The sequence below is a fragment of the Dyadobacter endophyticus genome, from assembly GCF_014641595.1.
Lineage (GTDB): Bacteria > Bacteroidota > Bacteroidia > Cytophagales > Spirosomataceae > Dyadobacter > Dyadobacter endophyticus.
This window is the reverse complement of record NZ_BMIA01000001.1, coordinates 1,867,384-1,887,998: the sequence shown is the minus strand read 5'-3', so window position 1 is coordinate 1,887,998 and position 20,615 is coordinate 1,867,384. Positions and strand designations below refer to the sequence as shown.

Annotated in this window: 21 protein-coding genes; 4 read left to right on the top strand and 17 right to left on the bottom strand. The window is 50.7% G+C overall.

The genetic code is table 11. The features are described 5' to 3' along the window. Nucleotides 1–571: 571 nt before the first annotated feature. From IEY24_RS07780 to IEY24_RS07770, 3 genes are all read right to left on the bottom strand, one after another. On the bottom strand, nt 572–1,153 hold the full coding sequence (locus IEY24_RS07780) for a hypothetical protein (protein ID WP_188930295.1): 582 nt from the start codon (nt 1,151–1,153) through the stop codon (nt 572–574). A gap of 146 nt (nt 1,154–1,299) precedes the next feature. After that, on the bottom strand, nt 1,300–1,818 hold the full coding sequence (locus IEY24_RS07775) for a DinB family protein (protein ID WP_188930293.1): 519 nt from the start codon (nt 1,816–1,818) through the stop codon (nt 1,300–1,302). 105 nt (nt 1,819–1,923) lie between these two features. Then, nucleotides 1,924–4,227: a glycoside hydrolase family 95 protein gene (locus IEY24_RS07770; protein WP_188930291.1), complete on the bottom strand. Its 2,304-nt coding sequence runs from the start codon at nt 4,225–4,227 to the stop codon at nt 1,924–1,926. A gap of 197 nt (nt 4,228–4,424) precedes the next feature. On the opposite strand from IEY24_RS07770, the gene IEY24_RS07765 reads away from it, so the two are divergent. Both IEY24_RS07765 and IEY24_RS32760 read left to right on the top strand, forming a co-directional pair. Then, complete coding sequence (locus IEY24_RS07765) at nt 4,425–5,171, top strand: GNAT family N-acetyltransferase (protein ID WP_188930289.1); 747 nt, start codon at nt 4,425–4,427, stop codon at nt 5,169–5,171. A 92-nt stretch (nt 5,172–5,263) separates the two neighbouring features. After that, nucleotides 5,264–5,776 carry a hypothetical protein gene (locus IEY24_RS32760; RefSeq protein ID WP_229221576.1) on the top strand — a complete coding sequence of 171 codons (513 nt, stop codon included), beginning with the start codon at nt 5,264–5,266 and terminating at the stop codon, nt 5,774–5,776. Between the two features lie 52 nt (nt 5,777–5,828). Here the strand turns inward: IEY24_RS32760 and IEY24_RS07755 are convergent, their stop codons facing one another. The 13 genes from IEY24_RS07755 to IEY24_RS07695 all read right to left on the bottom strand — a co-directional run bounded on the left by IEY24_RS07755 (nt 5,829) and on the right by IEY24_RS07695 (nt 18,198). Next, nucleotides 5,829–6,773 (bottom strand): L-histidine N(alpha)-methyltransferase, encoded by a 945-nt coding sequence (locus tag IEY24_RS07755; RefSeq protein ID WP_188930287.1) that lies wholly within the window; start codon nt 6,771–6,773, stop codon nt 5,829–5,831. Nucleotides 6,774–6,783: 10 nt separating this feature from the next. Next, the gene (gene egtB, locus IEY24_RS07750; RefSeq protein ID WP_188930285.1) at nt 6,784–7,941 is read right to left on the bottom strand and encodes an ergothioneine biosynthesis protein EgtB; all 1,158 of its coding nucleotides are present in this window, start codon (nt 7,939–7,941) and stop codon (nt 6,784–6,786) included. Beyond that, complete coding sequence (locus tag IEY24_RS07745) at nt 7,922–9,499, bottom strand: ABC transporter permease/substrate-binding protein (RefSeq protein ID WP_229221574.1); 1,578 nt, start codon at nt 9,497–9,499, stop codon at nt 7,922–7,924. The genes egtB and IEY24_RS07745 overlap by 20 nt, the downstream gene beginning before the upstream one ends. Continuing rightward, the gene (locus IEY24_RS07740) at nt 9,499–10,260 is read right to left on the bottom strand and encodes an ATP-binding cassette domain-containing protein (protein WP_188930283.1); all 762 of its coding nucleotides are present in this window, start codon (nt 10,258–10,260) and stop codon (nt 9,499–9,501) included. The genes IEY24_RS07745 and IEY24_RS07740 overlap by 1 nt, the downstream gene beginning before the upstream one ends. 111 nt (nt 10,261–10,371) lie before the next feature. After that, nucleotides 10,372–11,754, bottom strand: coding sequence for a mercuric reductase (locus IEY24_RS07735; protein ID WP_188930281.1), 1,383 nt, complete (start codon nt 11,752–11,754; stop codon nt 10,372–10,374). 144 nt (nt 11,755–11,898) lie between these two features. Beyond that, nucleotides 11,899–12,825, bottom strand: coding sequence for a bifunctional riboflavin kinase/FAD synthetase (locus IEY24_RS07730; protein WP_188930279.1), 927 nt, complete (start codon nt 12,823–12,825; stop codon nt 11,899–11,901). Continuing rightward, nucleotides 12,822–13,553: a tRNA pseudouridine(55) synthase TruB gene (gene truB / locus IEY24_RS07725; RefSeq protein ID WP_188930277.1), complete on the bottom strand. Its 732-nt coding sequence runs from the start codon at nt 13,551–13,553 to the stop codon at nt 12,822–12,824. The genes IEY24_RS07730 and truB overlap by 4 nt, the downstream gene beginning before the upstream one ends. Continuing rightward, a complete protein-coding gene (locus tag IEY24_RS07720; protein ID WP_090146186.1) occupies nt 13,543–14,319 on the bottom strand; it encodes an undecaprenyl-diphosphate phosphatase in 777 nt (258 codons plus the stop codon). Before IEY24_RS07720 ends, truB begins: the two co-directional genes overlap by 11 nt. Continuing rightward, nucleotides 14,316–14,531, bottom strand: a complete 216-nt coding sequence (locus IEY24_RS07715) for a DUF3098 domain-containing protein (protein WP_188930275.1) — start codon at nt 14,529–14,531, stop codon at nt 14,316–14,318. Before IEY24_RS07715 ends, IEY24_RS07720 begins: the two co-directional genes overlap by 4 nt. A gap of 22 nt (nt 14,532–14,553) precedes the next feature. Further along, nucleotides 14,554–15,432: a cell division protein FtsX gene (locus tag IEY24_RS07710; RefSeq protein ID WP_188930273.1), complete on the bottom strand. Its 879-nt coding sequence runs from the start codon at nt 15,430–15,432 to the stop codon at nt 14,554–14,556. A gap of 129 nt (nt 15,433–15,561) precedes the next feature. Continuing rightward, complete coding sequence (locus IEY24_RS07705) at nt 15,562–16,155, bottom strand: bifunctional nuclease family protein (RefSeq protein ID WP_188930271.1); 594 nt, start codon at nt 16,153–16,155, stop codon at nt 15,562–15,564. A gap of 293 nt (nt 16,156–16,448) precedes the next feature. Next, nucleotides 16,449–17,423 carry an electron transfer flavoprotein subunit alpha/FixB family protein gene (locus tag IEY24_RS07700; protein WP_188930269.1) on the bottom strand — a complete coding sequence of 325 codons (975 nt, stop codon included), beginning with the start codon at nt 17,421–17,423 and terminating at the stop codon, nt 16,449–16,451. 37 nt (nt 17,424–17,460) lie between these two features. Beyond that, complete coding sequence (locus tag IEY24_RS07695; protein ID WP_188930267.1) at nt 17,461–18,198, bottom strand: electron transfer flavoprotein subunit beta/FixA family protein; 738 nt, start codon at nt 18,196–18,198, stop codon at nt 17,461–17,463. 94 nt (nt 18,199–18,292) lie between these two features. On the opposite strand from IEY24_RS07695, the gene IEY24_RS07690 reads away from it, so the two are divergent. Beyond that, entirely contained in the window at nt 18,293–18,619 is a 327-nt protein-coding gene (locus IEY24_RS07690) for a tetratricopeptide repeat protein (protein WP_188930265.1), read from the top strand. A gap of 159 nt (nt 18,620–18,778) precedes the next feature. Next, complete coding sequence (locus IEY24_RS07685; protein WP_188930263.1) at nt 18,779–19,135, top strand: hypothetical protein; 357 nt, start codon at nt 18,779–18,781, stop codon at nt 19,133–19,135. Nucleotides 19,136–19,287: 152 nt separating this feature from the next. Here the strand turns inward: IEY24_RS07685 and IEY24_RS07680 are convergent, their stop codons facing one another. Next, nucleotides 19,288–20,592 (bottom strand): Gfo/Idh/MocA family protein, encoded by a 1,305-nt coding sequence (locus tag IEY24_RS07680; RefSeq protein WP_188930261.1) that lies wholly within the window; start codon nt 20,590–20,592, stop codon nt 19,288–19,290. Nucleotides 20,593–20,615: the final 23 nt, after the last annotated feature.

The window sequence follows — 20,615 nt, the reverse complement described above, 5'->3', positions numbered from 1 at the left end:
GGCTAATTTGAAGTAGATGTTAAATCAATTTTAAATTTGTTTAATGAATGTGTTTTGGAGACATAAAAAATCTGATAATCAAGATATGCTTAGTGTGATCTCTAAGCTACAAAATATTTTATTGAATTAGGCTAATAGCTAATTTGTAGGAGTGAACCTACTTCGTCCATCCCTAAATTCAGTTCCGGAAAAAACGAACCCGTTTTGATCATGGCTATATTGGCCCCATTTTTTGATAATATCAAGCGCTTCCGGCATTAACGACAGAACAGTTTCTTTTCCGGGATTTACCTTGCTTGTGCGAGTTTTCGTCTGACGAACGAAAATTGGTTGTTGACCAAGTCTATGTTCCGCTATCTCAGACGGGCTAGGTCCGCCATGTTCATTCCGCCACAGAAATACGAGAATTTTCAAATGTCCACGACATAGTTTCTTCTGCTAAACCTGCTCGAATACCCGAGCACCGCGGAAATGATGTCGGGCGCTTATCGAGGAAGATGGTAGCAGAGGTTTTTTTGCAGCGGCGAGAATACCGAAGAAATGAAAAACCCCGGAAGAACCGGGGTCCGAGCTATTTTGGATCTACCCGCTGAGCGGCGGTTTTCGGGGCGCCGGATGGTTGAGACGCCGTGGCTGGTGTGTTGACCTGTCCTTGCTGCGGCACGGTCTGGCCGGTGGTTACCGGTGCCGGTGCCGTCTGCGTAGCGGGTGCATATGTTCCCGCCGCGGGCGCCTGTTGCGTTTGTATTATTACCTGCCCTGACGCAGCGGCCGATTGCTGTTGGCTTACCTGTGGCTGGTAGCGCTCGGGCATCGTCAGCGGGTCTTGCGTGGTATTTACCTTGGGCACCATTCCCTGCTGGGCGTCCGTCCGGGATTTGCCTTCGAATCCCAGGTCTTGTACCTCCGACACCCTCTGGGTCGGAGCCGGAGCCGGTTGCACGATGACACCCAGTCGCCCCGGCGTTTCCGGCGCTATCTGGCCGGTAGGTTTTGGTCTAAATGCGGCAGAAGACGATTGCGCCCCGGTGTAAGCCTTGGGAACCTGCCCTGTTGGCGCAGGTTGCCTCACCTGCGCATCCGCATGGTTCACGGCCAGCACCAGGCCGGTAGCTGCGGCTATTGTCAGTATTTTGGATTTGATGTGCGGCATAGTTCTCTTTTTCAAGTGTTCAGTCCTGCGAAGGTAAACACTAAAATCATTCCATAAAAATCAAAGCCCCGTTTCCCTCTGACCGCCCTGTGCATGAAGTCGCTGCGCAGGGTGGTCGAAGAGAAACGGGGCGAAGTTTACCGGAATCAGGAGCGGTCCCAGAAGAACGGCGGCTGAATGCCCAGCGCGCGCAGGTACACGAAGCCCTGTGCCCGGTGGTGGATCTCGTTGTCGATCAGATAAAGGATCGTATTGTAAATCGTGTTCTCGTACATGCCAAAGGCGGCTTCTACCTCATTGAAGCGTTGCGCCGGAATCTGAGGCCAGAGCGTATTGATGTATTCGGTAACAAGGTCCCAAAGGTTCAATACTTCGGCTTTGGTGGCCGGTGCGGGGGTCGAAGAATCGAGTACCGGTTCGCTGAACGTCCAGTCGCCGAATGCAATACCGCGGATACCAGGAGCCGCGAGGCCGATCATCTCCATGGTGAGCTGGGCGTAAGTACGCATGCCACCGATCGAAAAAGTATAAAACTGATCCTCAGGGAATGCCTCAATAACCTTCCGGCTGACCCTGCGGTGGCCTTGCCAATGTTCCAGAAGTGCCTCGGCAGTGATAATAGTTGTGGTGGCTGCCAATTCCTGTGCGGTGTTGTTAGTTTCCATGTCAAAGGTTTTTATAGTTTATTGTTTGATTACATTACAAACTAAACATCGCCCAGTGACAGCAGTATGTCAGCAGCATTTCCGCACCGCCGAAAAAAGTCGGATTTATTTTAAAATCGTCAGATCCGGCCCGAAACGGTAGGTTTTACCCTTTGCGGTGGGTATCGATACCACCTTGCTGCCGTAGCGCAACTTGCAGATATTCCCGGCTTTCGAATGGATGGTCAGGCCGGTAAGTTTGCCTTTTGCCCAATTCATATCCATTTCAAAACCACCCCGCGCGCACAGCCCGCTGACGCGGCCGTCGGGCAATGCTTTCGGCAGGGCCGGAAGGATATTAATCTCTTCCAAATGACTTTGTACCAGTGTTTCGAGGATGCCCGCAGCACCGCCGAAGTTGCCATCGATCTGAAACGGCGGGTGCGCGTCGAAGAGGTTGGGGTAGGAGCCACCACCGCTCATTTTCTGGCCTGCGTCGTACACCGGATTGAAAAGCTTGCGGATCATCGTGTAGGCATGTTCGCCATCGAGAAAACGCGCCCAGTAGTTGATTTTCCAGGCCAGGCTCCATCCTGTTCCGTCATCGCCACGGTAATTGAGCGATTTCATGGCTGCTTTTAGCAGGTCGAGCGTAGCCGTTGGCGTGATTTCTTCACCCGGGTACACGCCCCACAAATGCGAAACGTGGCGGTGATGGCTCGTGGTGTCGTCGATATCCGTCATCCATTCCTGCAACTGACCATAGCGTCCGACGTGGTTCGGGGCGATCTGTTTTGAGGTCTGCGCCAGTTGTTCGGCAAATGCTGCGTCCGTTTTCAGGATACCGGCCGTTTCAATACAAGCTTTAAACAATGCGCGGATGATCTGATGGTCCATCGTCGGTCCGGCTACGAGGCCACCGTTTTCGGGTGAATTGGAAGGCGAGCTGATCAGCATTCCTGTTTTCGGGTCTTTGACAAGGAAGTCGAGGAAAAATGCCGCCGCACCTTTCATAAGCGGGTAGGCCGTGTTTTGCAGGAATGCTTTGTCCTGCGTAAACCGGTAATGCTCCCATAAATGCAGGCTCAGCCAGGCGCCTCCCGTTACCCAGATTCCGTGGTTGGATGCATTAATAGGTGCAGCACCGCGCCAGACGTCGGTATTATGGTGCAGAACCCAGCCTTTGGCATTATAATGCTCCTTCGCTACTTCGGCTCCTGTTTGAGATACTTCCCGCACCATTTGAAACAGCGGTTCGTGGCATTCGCTGAGGTTGGTCATTTCAGCAGGCCAGTAGTTCATTTCGGTATTGATATTGACGGTGTATTTGCTATCCCAGGAAGGATTGAGCTTGTGGTTCCATTTGCCTTGCAAATTGGCAGGATGACTTCCCGCGCGGCTGCTTGCGATGAGCAGGTAGCGTGCAAATTTTACATATAATGCCAGCAATGCAGGGTCGTTGGGGTCGCCTTTGAAACGGCTCAACCGCTCGTCGGTAGGAAGTGCGGAGTGTTTGCTGTTGGAAAAAACTAAATTGAATCTGTTGTGAAGTTTTTGATAATCAGTTATATGTACTGGACGGGCTGTTTCGAATGCGGGTGCTTTCTGTAAAATTCCTGCTGTTTTGGTAGCGGGATCGCCACTGACGGTTTTGTAATCAAGGTAGTTGGTAGCCGCGGCAAGTACCAGCGTAGCGCGGGTTGCATTGGAAATTGTGAGTTTTCCCTCGGCTTGTTTCAATTCTCCGTCGGTAATTACTTTCACGCGGGCAATGCCATTCAATGCGCCTTTGTCGACCTGAACGCTCAGCTCAATCTCGTTGCCGTTAATTTTTACTTCTTTTTTGGCATGAATGGCGTCCATGCGAACGGCAAAATTCAGTTTGCCCTTTTGTGAGCTCGTAATATGGTAGTAGATCGCTTTCGCGGGGTAACTCGCAAAAGCCTCCCGCGTATAGCGGACGCCGCCAGCCTCGTAAGTACTTTTGACGGTAGCTGTTTCAAGGTCAAGTTCGCGGTGATAGGCGACGGGTGTTCCGTGCTCCGGAAAATCTAAATATACATCGCCAAAAGCCTGATAAGCCATTTGCCGCATGGGCTGGCTCATAAATTGCTCATTGGCCAGCGCTTCTGCCTCTTTTTGTTTACCCTCATTCAGAAGCCGGCGAATTTCGCTCAGATGTGCCGAGGCGCCTTTGTGCGCGTAACTTCTTGGCTCGCCGGTCCAAAGGGTTTCTTCATTAAACTGGATCTGCTCGGTTTCAATACCTCCGAAAATCATGGCAGCCAATGCGCCATTTCCGATGGGTAGTGCCTCTTCCCATTGTTTTGCAGGCTTTTTATACCAAAGTTTTGAATTGATATTGCCTTGCGCGTGGCACTTGAAGATAATGAACGTGAGTAAGGTAACGGTCTGAATAAGAGGCTTCATGCCGGTTGAAGGTATAGTGAATAAATAGGACGGTGTAACAGAATGCACCGCTGCTGCCTTGCTGACGTGTTTTTAATAGGAATGCCTGTACAAAAAAACGTTTGAAAGCATGGTATTTCCTGTAACGCAGCTAGTTTTTTTCGCACCATTATACTACCTTATTACCCGATTCCCTTCCACGCTGTGCGTGCCACACTATGCGAATCAGTACTTCCAAAACCGGGCTGGATGAGATCAGGGATTTACGCACGATGTTCCTGTATGAAAATCACTTCCAGTTCGTCTGCAACAAGTGCCACGACTATGGCTGGGCCGATACCTGGTTGTTCAGGATCGATAATGTCCGCGTCGGTTATGGTTCCGTTTGGGGTACCGACCGCCGCCAGGACCGCGACACAATCTTCGAATTTTTTCTGCTGCCGCCATACCGCAAGTATGCCAGTCTTGTTTTTGAGGCATTTCAAAAGGCCTGCAAGGCGATCTGGATCGAGAGCCAGAGCAATGATGTTTTTCTGACAACGATGTTGTACCGCTTCTGCGACAACGCTTTCGCGGAGGCGATCCTTTTCGAAGACCATTTCACGACCTCCTTTGAAATCTCAGGCGCAACCTTCCGCAAACGTTCAGAAAATGACCCGATGGACGGTGACGAGAGCGAATATCTGATCGACGTGGGTGGCGAGATCGTGGCTAGCGGCGGGTTAATGCTCAACTATAACATACCTTACGCGGATATTTACATGCAGACGCGGGAGGGGTATCGCGAGCAAGGCTATGCGACCTACATCGTGCAGGAGCTAAAACGCACTGCCTATAAAATGGGCCGCGTGCCTGCTGCCCGTTGCAATATCGCCAACCGTATTTCCCAGGCAACATTGGAGAAGGCAGGGTTCCGCGTTTGTGGTTTCAGATTGAAAGGAGTGATCCGGGCTTTGGAAGGTTGAGGTTATAGTTCCACTGAGGCAGTTCCACTGCGGCAGTTCCACTGAGGCACGCTTTTTGAAGTTGTTGGGTTTCAAATCAAACAACTGAAACCATGGCTACTACAACAAAGGGCAATACCAGGGAAGCCACTTCTAAAATGAAGCAGCATGCCGCAACAGGGGCGTCTGCCAAAAGCATGGCCGCCAAGGCAACAACCAAAAGCACTACAAAAACAACTGCATCGAAAACCACCGCATCGAAACCTGCTGCCTCAAAAGCGGCTTCGAAAGCGGCGACTTCGAAAACAACCAAGGCGGCCGGTACGAAAAAGTCGACCGGCAGTTCTAAATCCGACACTTCGACGCGTGATCACGAAACGATCCGGGCCTGGGTGGAGAAGCGTGGCGGTGTGCCTTCGATGGTGAAGGGAACCGCCACGAAAAAAAATGGCGGCGGCATCCTACGCATCGATTTTCCCGCTTACAGCGGTGAAGATTCTTTGCAGGAAATCAGCTGGGATGAGTTTTTCCAAAAGTTCGACGAAAGCAAACTCGAATTCCTGTACCAGGAAAAAACAGCCGATGGCAAGGAAAGCCGCTTCAACAAGTTCGTATCGAGTAACTAGTGCAACATGTTATTGATGAAAGCGGCCGGGACAACAAATAGCCCGGCCGCTTTTATAATGTCCAAAGGCTGTCGGTGAAATAGGCCTTGCAGTCCTGAAAATGCTCCACGACCCTAAAACCGTTAACCTTAGCCACTTCTTCAATTTCAGTTAACGTATATTTCTTGGAAAGTTCGGTCCAAATGAGCTCGTTTCGGTCGAAGTCATAGCATTTGTCGGTGTGCCGCACATGTACTTTTTGCGGTACAAGGCTCACGAGATAGCTCCTTACCTCGCCATTGACCGGATTATAATGCGAGTAAAAATCGAACTGGTTAGTCTTGAAACTACCCCCTAATTCCCGGTTAATGCGGTGTAATAGATTGATATTGAAAGATTTGGTAATGCCTCGCGGGTCATCGTAAGCGCAACGGACAGTGGCCGGGTTCTTTTGCAGGTCGAAGCCGGTAAGCAGGTAATCGCCCGGATTCATGCACTTTCGGAAATCGGCAAGCAGGCCGTTGACCTCGTGCGCTTCGTAATTCCCGATATTGCCGCCGAGGAAAAGCAGCAGACTCGGAACGCCGGACGCAGCGAGTTCCTCCATCATCGAAAAGTAGTTGCCGACCATCGGGCTGATCTTCAAACCGGGCAAATGACTGAGCATATTAGTCGTCAGTTCTTCGATGGCCCTGGACGAAATGTCGATCGGCACGTAGGTAAAATCGACCTGCCGCTCGACGAGCTTTTTTAGCAGCTGTCGCGTTTTGATGCCATCCCCCGCTCCGAATTCGACAATCTGGAACGGGCCTTTGAATTCCAGTTTTTGAATAATATTCTCTCCTTGCAGCGACAAAATTTCAAATTCACAGGGGGTAGGGTAATATTCTGGCATTTTCATGATGTCCTGAAATATCCCGCTGCCGATGTCGTCGTAAAAGTATTTGCTCGAAATGTGTTTTTGCGGTGCGGACAATCCCTTGTGGATGTCTCTGGCAAAAGTCTGTAAGTCTGTCATAACTATCAAATTATCGCGCTAGCCGGATGCCGGTATATTGCCAGCGCTCGTGTGTGTGAAAGAAATTACGATAGGTTTTGCGTGCATGCCCTGGCGAGGTTGCCACGGAGGCTCCACGCAGTACCATCTGGTTGACCATAAATTTACCATTGTACTCGCCAACGGCCCCCGGCGCCTTAGAAAATCCGGGATAGGGCAGGTAGGCACTGTTGGTCCATTCCCAGCGCCGTCCCCAGTCGAGGTTGGTGGACGCGACTTCCCATTCAAATTCGGTGGGCAGCCGCATGCCTTTCCATTGCGCAAATGCAGAGGCCTCAAAAAAGCTGATGTGGCTCAGAATGGCTTCGGAATCAACCTTTTGCAAGCCGTCCAGTGTGAAATAATGCCATCCGCCGTCGATGAAATGCCAGTACATTGGGGCTGAAATGCGGTTTTCATTTACCCACGACCAGCCCTCATCCAGCCAAAGGTTGAAATCCTGGTAGCCGCCTGCATGCATGAATTCAACATACTCGCCATTGGTAACCAGCCCTTTGGCTATTTCAAACTCGTGCAGAAACACTTTATGCCTGCCTAATTCATTATCAAAACAAAACCCTTTGCCATGGTGTCCGATGTCGTAAATGCCCTCGGGTATGGTAATAAAGCCGGTTTCGGTGTTCCTTGCATTGACCATATTCTGTCCTTTACGGTAAACCGGAAAAAGCGGGTTATGGCCCAGAATGTATTTAATGTCCGTAATAAGCAGCTCCTGATGCTGCTGTTCATGATGCAGGCCAAGCTCAACCAGGGCCTCGACCTCCGGGTCGGTCAGTTCTTCGAGGAATGCGTCCATATGCCCGTCTACGTATTTTCGGTAGGCGTACACGGCTGCCGTCGTCGGGCGGGTGACATTCCCGCGGTCCGTGCGTAGGGTGCGCTCGCCTACATTGTTGTAGTAGCTGTTGAACAAATAGTTGAAATCGGGATCGTAAACACGATAATCCGGCACATTGGGTTTGAGGATGAATGTTTCAAAAAACCAGGTCGAGTGTGCGAGGTGCCACTTGGGCGGGCTCACGAATGCGACGGGCTGGGGTACGTAATCTTCGGCTTCCAGCGGTTCGCAAATGTATTCCGAATGCTTTCTGACATGGTGAAATGCTTCCCTAATGCCGGTGGTTTCCATTAGTTGCATAGTTTTTCAGATCGGTGATGGATTGGATATTCAAGGATTGTGCCTGCGTGCGACGCATCATGAGCGCATAGGCATTGTTGAAGCCGATAGGCCGGAGCCATTGCAGCTTGTATCGTTTTAAAAACTCATTTTTGACATATTCATAAACCTTTTCCCGGTCGCCGCCGAGCTTTTTAAGCTGCATGTGGCTGGGTTTGAGGATCGCCAGCAGGCCTGTTCCGGTATATTCCGGATACATATCGATTTCTCCATTGCTCAATGCATCGAAACAGATTTTGGTACCCCCCAAACCGGTTTTGGTGATGACTTTGAGGTCTGTATTGCCCTCGATCAGCTCCTTGTACATTTGAATGAGGATATACTGCTCGGCAAAAATCTTCGAACCCAGGCGTATTGTTCCCTCATTGCCGTTGCGGGGCGAGAGGAAGAGTTTTTTGGACACTAGAAAGTCATGTGCTACACGGTCCGGCGCCTGTTTCAAATAATCGACCCGGTAGTTCAGTTCCGTCATGACTGAATCATTGATATAACCCGAAAGTTTTTCGAAAACAGTCTGTAATTCAGGATATTGCCGGAGTACTTCACTCCGTACGACCGGCGCGGCATAGTACGGCGGGAAAATATGCTGATCGTCGTTCAGCGTCACGAGGTCGAACGCTTTGAGCCTGCCATCAGTACTGTACCCGCTGATAACGTCCAGTTTTTTCTCAAATGCAGCTTTGTACATCACTGCGTCGCTGATCACGACGGTCGGAATGTCGAGCCCGTATTTCGATTTCAAGCCCATGTAACCATCTTCCCGTCCCATAAATTCAGGAGTGAAACCAGCCAGTAACGCGCCTTTGGTATAAGGTATTAAGTAAAAAGAAGAGAGCAAAAGCAGCAGAACGGGCAAGACAACGGAGATCTTACGCATTCTGCTTAAACCCGTCTTTTGAAGTAATGATAACAGAAAGTCGAGCAGAATGGCCAGCAATGCAGCCGGAATAGCACCGGCGAGGATCATCTGGGTGTTATTCAAAGCAATTCCTCCAAAAATAAATTCTCCGAGGCCGCCCGCGGCGATGTAGGCCGCCAGTGTAGCAACGCCCACATTAATGACCGTCGCGGTACGGATTCCTGCCAGGATCACCGGCATCGCCAGTGGCAGTTCTACGCTCGTCAGTATCTGCTGCGAGCTCATGCCCATCCCCCGTGCCGACTCGGTAATGGCCGGGTCGACGCCCGTAATGCCGGTGTAGGTGTTCCTGATAATGGGTAACAATGCGTACAGAAACAGCGCGGTAATGGCCGGCAACGCCCCAATACCAAGTAGCGGAATCATAAAACCGAGCAATGCGATGCTGGGGATGGTTTGCAGCACCCCGGCGATGCCCAGTACCAGCCACGCTGCCTTTTTCCGCCGCGCGATCCAGATTCCCAGGGGTACCCCGACGGCGATCGCGATGAGTAGCGAAATGCAGGTCAGGCCGATATGGGCCACAGTCTGGCTCCACAGCTTGTCTGATTGCTGCGTCATAAATGCCCATAGTGACTGTTGTTCTTCCATTATGCCTGTGCTCTGATGCGTTCGTAAATGCGGGAAATGTCTTCGAGTTGCTGGCCCAAAAAGGCATGCACGAACTCGTTCACGGGCCTTAGCAACAGGTCGCCGGGCTTGCCTTGCTGCACAATGCGACCCTGGTCCATCAGGCAAATCTGGTCACCCAATTGGAGCGCCTCCTGCACATCGTGCGTTACGAGAACGGTGGTTTTTTGTTTCAATGCCGGCAGTTCGGTGAAATCCCTGCGTACACTTGCCCGCGTAACGGGATCGAGCGCGCCGAAAGGCTCGTCGAGCAGCAATACCGGTGGGTCGGCGATTAATGCACGTGCAATGGAGACACGTTGCTGCTGGCCGCCGCTGAGCTCGTCCGGGTATTTATCTTTGAAATTGGCAGGGAGTTTGAGCTGTTCGAGCAGGCGGTCGGTATGCCGGCCAATGTCGTTTGCGGGCCAGTTCAACAGTTTCGGCACCACGGCAATGTTTTCGGCAACTGTGTAATGCGGGAAAAGCCCGTTGTTTTGAGACACATAGCCGATCGATCGCCGGAGTATTTCCGGTTTCTCTTTGCTGATGTCTTTTCCGAGAATTTCGATCCGGCCGGAAGTTGCTTCGATCAGCCGGTTGAGCATTTTGAGCGTGGTGGTTTTGCCGCAGCCGCTTGTGCCCAGCAATACCATCGTTTCGCCTTCGCTAACCTGGAAGGAAACATCTTTAACTGCCTCAATACCATTAAAATGCTTGCTGATGCGGTCGGCAATGATCATGATGTTTGCGAACAGGTACGTGGTTCAGGTTTGCAAAAGGATTTGCATATTCTTTTTCTACGTAAATCAGTCAGAAAACGATCCATTTTTCTGGAAAAAAGCAAAAGCAGGTTACGATTCGAGCGTCATGAAAAGGTTATTTAGCGACTCGGCGTAGGTTGGGTGCGCAAAAACGCCGTTCAATATCTGGTCATAGGTAACACCGCCGATCATGGCCATTTGCAGGATCGTAACAATCTCACCACCTTGCTCGGCCAACACCGCCGCGCCCAGGATTTTGCCCGTTTGGGCATCCACAACGGCTTTCATCATGCCACGTTCGTCGCCGGTTTCAATGGAACGCGCCACGCTATCGTTTTCCAGAACTGCTACTTTAATATCAAGCCCTTTTTCCCGCGCTTCCTGCTCGGTAATGCCCACACGGCCAAGCTGTGGGTCGATGAACATGCAATATGGGATGAGGCGGTTCTCAATGCTGATTTGCTTTTGCTTAATGACATGCTGAACGATCAGCCGGTAATCGTCAAAGGAAACGTGCGTAAACGCCGGGCCGCCTTTAATATCCCCCAATGCGTAAATGCCTTCTGCCGAGGTTTCAAGTTGTGCATTCACTTTGATATAACCTTTTTGATCTAGCTCAATACCTGCGGCTTCAAATCCAAATTCGCTGAGTTGCGGCTCGCGCCCCGCGGCTACAAGCACGTGTGTGCACGAGCGCTGACTTTTAATTCCTCCCGTTTCAAGGCTCGCGGCAATAATATGCCCGTTTTGGGAGAATCTGACAGCCCTTGTGCCGGTGAGTATTTCAATATCTTCCTTAGCGAGGATTTTCACGATCGCTTCGGCAATATCCTTGTCCTCTCGTTTGAGAATTCTTTCCGAAGGCTCAATCAATGTAACCTTGCTGCCAAACCGAGCGAACATTTGACCAAATTCCAGTGCAATATACCCGCTGCCGAGAATGACCAGATGCTCCGGAATTTCCGACAGCTCCATGACGCTGGTGGAAGTGAGATAAGGAATCGTGTGAATTCCCTCAATGTCGGGAATTAAGGGCTGTAAGCCGGCATTGATGAAGAACTTGTCGGCTGTGAATGTTTCCGTGCCGCCGTCCGTTAACGAAACCATGATCTCCTTTCGACCGCAGAACCGCGCTGTACCGTAAATCAGGTCCAGGCCTGCGGTGTTGAGGATGCGCTTTTCAGAATTGCCGCGCATGGTGTGCACAATGCTGTTTTTCCGGTCGAGGATTTCATCGAAATCGACGGTAATGCCGCCCACGTGCACGCCGAGGGTTTCATTATGCCGCACCGACCATGCCGCTTTTGCGGAGGCAATCATGGCCTTGGTAGGGGAGCAGCCGTCGTTGACGCAAGTCCCGCCTACCCATCTCTTCTCAATTAATGCAGTTTTCAGGCCCGATTCGGCCAATTTGCGGCAAAGCGGCGTGCCCGCCTGGCCCGCACCGATCACAATAGCGTCGTAGTGTTTCATAAAGCAAAGGGATTGGGAGTAGGAATCCGTTAATAAAGCGGATTCGGCCCGGATTTTACGTATAGGCATAATAAAAGCGTGCCGGGTAGGCACGCTTTTCGCAAAAGCAAACTGTATGAGTAGGTAAAAAGAGTTCTGATTAGGTCAGGCGAACCAGGCCAGGGTGTTTTCCTTGTCGATTCCGATCTGTTTGACGAGCATATCCAGCCCGTTGAATTTCTGTTCGGGACGAAGATAATGAAGCAATTCTAATTGGAGGTCTTCGCCGTAAATTTCTTTATCAAAGCCGAATAGGTTCGCTTCGATCGTCCTGATGGTGCCGTCCACTGTGGGGCGCACGCCGATATTGAGCATTCCCCGAAACACCTGATCCTGGTAAACCGCATTGATCACATACACGCCGTTCATCGGGATCAGCTTATATGGTTCGTGCACGTATAGGTTGGCCGTGGGAAAGCCGATCGTGCGGCCCAGTTGTTTCCCTTTTACCACGGTTCCCGAAAGTGAATATGCGCGCCCGAGCAACTCGTTAGCTTCATGGATGTGCCCGGTAATGAGTGACTTACGAATACGCGTCGAGCTGATGGCCGTGTGCTCGATATCCTCCCTGGGAATTTCTTCCACTTCGAAACCATATTCGGAGCAATTCTTTTGTAAAAATTCAAAACTGCCCTCGCGGTTACGGCCAAAACGGTGGTCGTAGCCTATCACCAGCTTTTTAGTACCGATTTTCTCTACCAGAATCTGATTGATAAACTCGTCGGAAGTGAGCTCGGAAAAGGACCTTGTGAATGGGATGATCGCAAGATGCTGGATGCCCAGCTTCGAAAACAGCTCGATTTTCTCTTCGATCGTGGAAAGCAGTTGCAGGTCCTGGCTGTCCTCGGAGACCACGGTACGCGGATGCGGCCAGAATGTGAGGACCACCGATTCGCCACCCGATTGCTCGGTAATCTCTTTAAGACGGGTCAGTATTTTTTGATGTCCCAGATGCACCCCGTCGAAAGTACCGCTGGTTACGACGCCATATTCCAGTTTTTGAAAGGAATCCAGGCTATGATAAATGTTCATTCGTCAACCTCCAAATTCAAAGCCACTCGTTTCTGATGGATGAAAGCGGTCAGCTCCCACGCATCTTTCAGGTCGAACTCACCGATCCTGGTCCTGCACAGCTTGCTCATGTAAGCGCCGCTGCCGGCCAGTTCGCCGAAATCACGAACCATACTGCGAATATAAGTACCTTTTGAACAAATGATCCTAAAATCGATGGAAGGAAACTGGGCAGCGTCTATTTCAAATAGCTTGATCTCTACCGCACGCTTCTTGATCTCGGCCTCCTCGCCCCGTCGCGCGAGCTTGTATGCGCGTTCGCCGTCGATTTTAATAGCGGAATAAAGCGGCGGGATTTGCTCGATATGCCCGGTGAGCTGTTTGCGCGCATTTTCGAGCACTTCCGGGGTAATGTGGTCGGTGGGGTAATCGACGTTGAAATCGGTTTCGAGATCGATGGAGGGCGTTGTTTTACCCAACACCAATGTGCCGGTATACTCCTTTTCCTGCGCCTGGAAGTGGTCGATCTGCTTTGTTTTTTTACCGGTACAGAGGATGAGCAAGCCGGTGGCAAGCGGGTCTAATGTACCGGCATGGCCTATTTTCTTGAATTTACAAGCTCTTTTAAGCTTGTTGGCCACGTCAAATGAAGTCCACGTCAAAGGCTTATCGATCAGGATAACTTCGCCTTCGTCGGGTATGTTTTCTTCTTGTTTCAAATTAGGGGGATCAAGGGGGCTAAACAACATCCAGCTTGTAGCCCGACGCCAGCAAGCCGAGCAGGATCAGGCCGAGGATAATACGGTAGTAGCCGAAAACTTTAAAACCGTATTTGGTCAGGAAGCTGATAAAGAATTTGATAGCCAGCATCGCCACGACGAACGCGACGGCATTACCGATCAGCAGCGTCTGAATATCTTCTTTCTGAATGGTATCGTACGTTTTCAAAAGTTTGTAACCTCCCGCGGCAGCCATTGTGGGTACGGCAAGGAAGAACGAAAATTCAGCTGCCTGTTTTCTCGAAAGGCCGTTGAGCATACCGCCGATAATGGTCGACGCCGAACGCGAAACGCCTGGGATCATGGCGATACACTGGAAAAAGCCGATTTTCAATGCGGTAGGAAATGTAATCACCTTCTCGCGGGTATCGTTTGCAATGCGGTCGATGAAGATCAGCACGAAGCCTCCTAAAAGCAGTGAAATGGATACTACCCATACATTTTCGAGCAAGGCATCGATGAAATCGTTCAGCAGGAAACCGATTACGGCTGCCGGCAGAAATGCCACGAAAAGTTTGAAATAAAAATCGGTAGTCTGGAAAAAACGCTTCCAGTAAAGAACGAGTACGGAAAGTATAGCCCCGAACTGGATATTGACCGTGAACATTTTGGTGAATTCCAGATGGCTGATCCCCATGAACGAGGAGGCTATGATCATGTGCCCGGTGGAAGAGATGGGCAAAAACTCGGTAATTCCTTCAACAATCGCTAAAATGATGGCCTGCCAGATACTCATGAATTAGCGGGTTTACGGAGGATCGCCCAGAACTCGATGATGAAGCCCGTAATGGTAACAAGAGGGCCAAGGGTTAGGCCAAGAAAGCCGAAACCGAACTCTTCGCCGTCGAATGTCATGATCAGGAAGCCTGCGAGGATCACCGCGATGCCGACCAGCATCATCACATAGTTGGATGATGAAAATGGAAGTTCATTTTTTGAAGTACTCATACGTTTATTTTCCGGTTACTGTTCAATATAAATCATCCAATGCCATGCGCAGGTAACGCGCCAGCGACTGGTAGGTACTTGCAACGCCGATTGCGACGCCAAGGCCGAGCACGGAAAGGACGAGGATCACGATCTTGTCATATTCCTGCAATAGCGCCAGCCCTTCCACATTACGGACTGCCAGTTGTTGAAGGCCGATCAGCAGGAGAGCCGCCACGATGCCGCCAACGAGGCCCTGAATTGCCCCGCGCAGCACGTAAGGTTTTTGGATAAAGCCGTTGGTTGCGCCTACGAGCTGCATACTGCGGATCAGGAAGCGCTGTGAATAGATCGCGAGCTTGATCGTATTATTAACCAGCAAGACAATGATGATCAGCATAACCAGGGCAAAGCTTGCCAGGACTATGTAGATTTTGGTCACATTGCGGTTGATATTGTCGGCCAGATCTTCCTGATACACCACTTCATACACACCTTTCACCTGATCCAGCTCTTTCTTGATCTGTTGCAGCTTCGCTTCTTCGAAATAATCTTCCTGGATTTTCACGCGGTAGCTGTCGCGCAATGGGTTTTCGCCGAGAAACGTGGCGAAATCTTCCTTAGTGCCTTCAATAAATTCCTTGGCTGCTTCCTCTTTTGAAACAAATGTAATGGCCTTTGTTTCTCCGGAATTCAGTACAAAAGGTTTTGCCTGAATGATACGAAGTATCGAATCCTGGCCCGCCTTGGAAACTTCTTTATTGATGAACACCCGTACTTCGATGTTCTGACGGATAATGGAAACCAGCTTTTTAGATTGGATCACCAGTAGCCCGCAAAAGCCGATCAGAAACAATGCAGCCGTAAGGCTCATGACGATCATTGCGTTGGGATAACTCCCGATCTTCTTTTTTTTAGGCATAACAGCGTAGGATTTCGCTCGTCGTTGGTTCGGTTTTCTGGAAAACGACTCGGGCAAAAATAAGGATTAAAATTTCAAAACAGCCCTTTTGGGGACAATCCTTAACTATTTTTAACTATAATGGTGCTTTCAGTTCCTTCTTCCCATCTCGTCGCGGATCTTCGCGGCTTTCTCGTAATCTTCTTTCGAAAGGGCGTCGTCGAGCATGCGTTGCAACTCGTCAAATGTAAGATCACGGAGCGAATCCTTTGAGCCGGAGGGGCGGATGGTTTCGCGAACGGCGTCCTCGTCCTCATCTTCTTCTTCGGTCATCGAGCTGGAAACGATGCCCGCTTCGGACAAAATGGTTTCGTAAGTATAAATAGGAATGTCGAAACGCAGGCCGATCGCGATGGCGTCGGATGGGCGGGCGTCGATCTCTACTTCGCGAAGGTTGTCGGTACAGACGATTTTGGCGTAGAAAATGCCTTCTTTGAGGTCAGAAATGACGATTTCCTTCAATGTATAATTCATACCGTCGGCGAACGACTTGAACAGGTCGTGCGTCATCGGGCGGTTGGGTACTATGTTTTCAATCTGGACGGCAATGGCCTGGGCTTCGAATACGCCGATAATGATGGGCAGCCTGCGGTTGCCGAGTTCTTCCCCCAGTACCAATGCAAACGAGCCGGCTTGGGATTGGCTTGGTGAAAGCCCCAGAATTTCTAACTTGATTTTTTTCACGTTTGAATTAAATGCGCAAATGGTTAACAGTCGTGGTGAATGGTCTTCGGGCTGATTCTTGATTTTCAACGAATTAACAAGTAAACCCGTTAAAGTGTTCCTGTTTGAAAAGCGCCATTGGCGGATCAAAGGTGCAAAAATAAATAACCCTTACTGCATAAAAAAATGCTGTAAGGGTTAAGATTGGGCGGCTATTGCCAGGGTTAAAACTAAATCAGGTTAATCACCTGATTTTAAGCTATTTTTTCTGAACTTGTTCTTTTAACTAATTTGAAAGAATAGCCCTGGAAACACTATTTAAGGCTTTTTGCAGCTTCGGTTAGTTTAGGCAATATTTCGAAAACATCGCCGACGATACCATAGTCGGCGGCTTTGAAAAACGGCGCTTCCGGATCTTTGTTGATCACTACTATGCATTTGGAACCGTTCACGCCTGCCAGGTGCTGGATCGCGCCTGAAATGCCGCAGGCGATGTACAGGCTCGGTGCCACTTTAATGCCCGTCTGCCCGATATGCTCGTGGTGGGGGCGCCAGTCGAGGTCGGAAACGGGTTTTGAGCAACCGGTTGCCGCGCCCAGCGCTTTGGCAAGGTCGATCAGCGGCTGCCAGTGCTCCGGCCCTTTCATTCCGCGGCCGCCGGAAACGATGATCTCCGCTTCGGTTAAGGATAATTCCGAGTCCGCTTTTTCAACGCTCACAACACTGGCTGTGAAATCGCTGTCGCGTAATGTTGGCTGGAATGCTTCTACGGCTGCATTGCCGCCTGTGAGGCCCGCCTCATCTAGTTCGATTGCATTCTTGCGGACAACAAGTACCTTAATATCCGACCGGATCTCGGTCGTTGCGAATGCCTTGCCCGTAAAGATGCTTCGTGTGACTTTGAAACCACCATCCGTCTCAGGCAATGCGGTCACCCCGGAGACGATTCCCGCTTTCAATTTCGCTGCCGCGCGTGCCGCCATGGCGTCGCCCAGGCCCGATTTGGAAAGGATAATGATTTTACTGCCTTCCTGCGTAGCCGCCTGCACGAGCGCGTTCGCGTAGGCGAGACTGTTTTCGTGTTCCAGTTCGGCGGCAGCGGCGTGGAGTACTTTCGCTGCACCATATTGTCCGGCTATTTCAAGGGCTGTATTTTCTGCTTTGCCCAATGCCAGCACCACAGCCTGGCCGCCGGTTTTTTCCGCCACTTTCGCGCCGTAAGCCACTGCTTCCAGCGAGGTTTTCTTGATTGAACCGTTATCGAGTTCTACATATATAAGGACTGACATGATCGTTTTCATTTTAATGAGAAAAAATACACCGGAGTTACAGCACCTTGGCCTCCGTTTGCAGCAGTTTGATGAGCGTTTCGGCTTCGCTCGCCGGGATCATCCTGCAAGCGCCTTTCGGTGCGGGCAGTTTGTAAGTCTGCGGGGCGGTCATGTCATCCACAGAAACCGGCTCCACCACATTCAGGGGCTTGGTGCGCGCCGTCATAATGCCGCGCATGTTCGGGATTTTCCATTCGGCAATAGGCTCCTGGCATCCCAGCACCAATGGGAGCGGCGCTTTTAGCACTTCCTTGCCGCCGTCGATCTCCCGGGTAATGGTGGCATTGTTGCCGTCAATATCCAGTTTCATGACCGGCGAGTAGGAGGGGATGCCCAGCATTTCACCCACGAGCCCGTGCACTACGCCGCTGTTGTAATCGATGGACTCGCGGCCCATCAGGATGAGATCATAGGTGCCCTGGCTGGCAATATGGGCAATTTGTGCTGCTGCGAAATAGGAATCCTGCGGCTCCGCATTCACACGGATAGCGTCGTCGGCACCGATGGCGAGTGCTTTGCGGATTTGCGGCTCGGCATCGGCTTCGCCAATGTGAAGGACCGTCAGGCTGCCGCTATATTGCTCTTTCAGCTCTACACCCCGGGCCAGCGCATAGTCGTCATAAGGGCCGATGATGAACTGAACACCGTTTTTGTTTAACTTGGTGTCGTTGTCGGTGAAGCTTATTCTAGCGGTTGTATCGGGGACATTAGTTATACAAACGAGTATTTTCATGATGGTATGGTTACTTATCTTTGCGTTTGATGAGAATAACTTTGCCCGGGCAAATTAAGGGAAAAGTAAATAGTATGCAAGCATAATAATATCGATGAATAACTCCTTACTCGCCAATTTACTCGCTTTTTACGAAGAGGACCCAGCCGACCCGTTCAATGTCTACGCGCTCGCGATCGAATATTCCAAATCGGATCTCCAAGAGGCTAGGCGCTTTTTCGACATTCTCCTCGAAAAACATCCGGATTATCTTCCGACCTATTACCACGCTGGCGCATTTTTTGCTGCGATGGAAAAAATAGAAAAGGCTGAGGAAATTTACCGAAAAGGCGTGGAACTGGCACAGATTCAGAATAATGCCAGAGCGCACCGCGAGTTACTTGCGGCCTTCAACAATTTCAAGGATGAACTTGAAGATTGACCTCGCGGGCCGCTAATTTGCGGTTTTGCGGAAAATGGGCTACCTTTAACGAAAGATCCTGCACAATCGGGAATATCGCTTCTGTCGTATGCCCTCTGCTCAGTCAAGATTTGTATTGTAGAAACTGCCGGAATAAAGCAGAAAATTATTCGTGATATTATGGAAAAGGAAGCATTTATCCCGCTTGTCGTTAAGTGGGCACAGTCGCACGGGTTCAAGGACATTCAGGCCAATATGGAAGGGTACGAAACACCCAAGTCCTACGAAAGGGCGGCCGATAATATTCGTTTTACGCCAGATGTGACAGGCGTTAATATGTTCAACCGTCATTACCTCGAAGTTTGCATGAAAACTGACCAGATGCGCGGTCACATTTCAAAGTGGAAACTCTTGAGCGAATTGGCAGGAATGAAGGGTGCTAAGTTATATCTGATGGCCCCACGCGGGCACGTGCGCTTTGCACGCGAAGCGGTAGATCATTACAATATCCCTGCGGAAGTAGTTAAGATTGACTGACGGCCGTCAAAGGTCAGGAATAGTCAAGGGCAGTCAGTAATAGTCAGGTGTGGTCAGAGGTAGTTATTGTAATTTTTTGCATGTAACAACTCCTGACTACACCTGACTTTTTTCTGACCACTCTTGCCTAAGTCTGTCAATTCCTGACTACTTTACACCTGCGGATACTTCCACTCCCCGCGATAGTTGCGGCTTAGCAACTTGTTCGCCTCGTCGTCCCCGGGAATAATTTCTTTCTCTCCATCCCATACAATGCTTCTTCCCAGTTTGTAGGAAAGCATCCCCAATAATGCCACATTCGTGGAACGCTGTCCCACTTCTATTTCACAGATCGGCGGCTTATTGCTCTTGATAGATTCCAGGAAATTGGCCCAGAGCTGCTGGATATTCTGGTCGTCGGGCTTGTTGAGCTGCGCGTCCTGGTGGATCACCGGTTTGTTCGGATTCGTAGGGTAGAACGTCCAGCCGTCCAGCCATCCCATGTGGAAGGTGCCCTCGGTACCATAGAAATATACGCCGACCGCCTGGTTGGGGTGCGTTTTTTCGGCATTGTTTGCTGCGAAATTGCGGTGCTCCCATTCCAGGGTAAAACCGTCAAAGTCGTATACGGCTACCTGATGGTCGGGGGCATCGGTGTTGTCCTGCCGGATCGCCCGCCCGCCGGTAGAGTATATCTTTTTCGGGTATTTTTGTTCCGACCACCACAGCACCTGGTCGAGCCAGTGGATGCCCCAGTCGCCCAAAGTACCGTTGGCAAAATTGAGATAATTCCTGAAACCTTTCGGGTGGATAGTTTTATTGTAAGGGACCAAAGGCGCTGGTCCGCAATAGAAGTCCCAATCGAGACCCTGCGGCGGCTCGGCGTCCGGTGTTTTTTGGCCCGGGCCGCCTCCGTAATGCACGAATGCCCGCGCCATTCCGATTTTTCCCGCCTTACCCGATTTCAGGAATTCCATACCCGACACATTATGCGGTGACACGCGCCTGTGCGTACCCACCTGTACGATTCGTCCGTGCTTGCGCGTGGCATTCACCATCGCGCGACCTTCCTTAATGGTATGAGAAATGGGTTTTTCGACATAAACATGTGCACCGGACTCGATGGCCGCAATGCAGCACAACGCATGCCAGTGGTCGGGCGTCGCTACGATCACAATCTCCGGTTTTTCTTTGGCCAGCATTTCGCGGTAGTCCTTATAGAGCTTCGGCTTGTCCGGGGTAAGTTTGGAAAAAACTTCGGAGCAGATTTTGAGCTGGTTCTGGTCGACGTCGCACAACGCCACCAGCTTGGACTCTCCCGCCTGAACAGCGCACCGGAGGATATTTGTACCCCACCAGCCAGCGCCGATCAGCGCCGTGCGGTAGGGTGCGGCACGTTTCAATGCAGACAGTAGCGGGAGCGATGAGAAAGCAGCACCCGCTAGCGCCGACTTTTCAATAAATGATCTGCGATCCATAAGAATTCGTTTCGGTTTGCTTG

Bases quoted from the DNA above. Each gene is read 5' to 3' on its own strand.
- truB (WP_188930277.1), bottom strand. From the start codon at position 13,553: ATGTTGTTTAGCCCCCTTGATCCCCCTAATTTGAAACAAGAAGAAAAC.
- IEY24_RS07770 (WP_188930291.1), bottom strand. From the start codon at position 4,227: ATGAAGCCTCTTATTCAGACCGTTACCTTACTCACGTTCATTATCTTC.
- IEY24_RS07700 (WP_188930269.1), bottom strand. From the start codon at position 17,423: ATGTCAGTCCTTATATATGTAGAACTCGATAACGGTTCAATCAAGAAA.
- egtB (WP_188930285.1), bottom strand. From the start codon at position 7,941: ATGGAAACCACCGGCATTAGGGAAGCATTTCACCATGTCAGAAAGCAT.
- IEY24_RS07755 (WP_188930287.1), bottom strand. From the start codon at position 6,773: ATGACAGACTTACAGACTTTTGCCAGAGACATCCACAAGGGATTGTCC.
- IEY24_RS07690 (WP_188930265.1), top strand. From the start codon at position 18,293: ATGAATAACTCCTTACTCGCCAATTTACTCGCTTTTTACGAAGAGGAC.
- IEY24_RS07740 (WP_188930283.1), bottom strand. From the start codon at position 10,260: ATGATCATTGCCGACCGCATCAGCAAGCATTTTAATGGTATTGAGGCA.
- IEY24_RS32760 (WP_229221576.1), top strand. From the start codon at position 5,264: ATGGCTACTACAACAAAGGGCAATACCAGGGAAGCCACTTCTAAAATG.
- IEY24_RS07715 (WP_188930275.1), bottom strand. From the start codon at position 14,531: ATGAGTACTTCAAAAAATGAACTTCCATTTTCATCATCCAACTATGTG.
- IEY24_RS07720 (WP_090146186.1), bottom strand. From the start codon at position 14,319: ATGAGTATCTGGCAGGCCATCATTTTAGCGATTGTTGAAGGAATTACC.
- IEY24_RS07730 (WP_188930279.1), bottom strand. From the start codon at position 12,825: ATGAACATTTATCATAGCCTGGATTCCTTTCAAAAACTGGAATATGGC.
- IEY24_RS07680 (WP_188930261.1), bottom strand. From the start codon at position 20,592: ATGGATCGCAGATCATTTATTGAAAAGTCGGCGCTAGCGGGTGCTGCT.
- IEY24_RS07775 (WP_188930293.1), bottom strand. From the start codon at position 1,818: ATGGAAACTAACAACACCGCACAGGAATTGGCAGCCACCACAACTATT.
- IEY24_RS07780 (WP_188930295.1), bottom strand. From the start codon at position 1,153: ATGCCGCACATCAAATCCAAAATACTGACAATAGCCGCAGCTACCGGC.
- IEY24_RS07685 (WP_188930263.1), top strand. From the start codon at position 18,779: ATGGAAAAGGAAGCATTTATCCCGCTTGTCGTTAAGTGGGCACAGTCG.
- IEY24_RS07710 (WP_188930273.1), bottom strand. From the start codon at position 15,432: ATGCCTAAAAAAAAGAAGATCGGGAGTTATCCCAACGCAATGATCGTC.
- IEY24_RS07735 (WP_188930281.1), bottom strand. From the start codon at position 11,754: ATGAAACACTACGACGCTATTGTGATCGGTGCGGGCCAGGCGGGCACG.
- IEY24_RS07745 (WP_229221574.1), bottom strand. From the start codon at position 9,499: ATGGAAGAACAACAGTCACTATGGGCATTTATGACGCAGCAATCAGAC.
- IEY24_RS07765 (WP_188930289.1), top strand. From the start codon at position 4,425: ATGCGAATCAGTACTTCCAAAACCGGGCTGGATGAGATCAGGGATTTA.
- IEY24_RS07695 (WP_188930267.1), bottom strand. From the start codon at position 18,198: ATGAAAATACTCGTTTGTATAACTAATGTCCCCGATACAACCGCTAGA.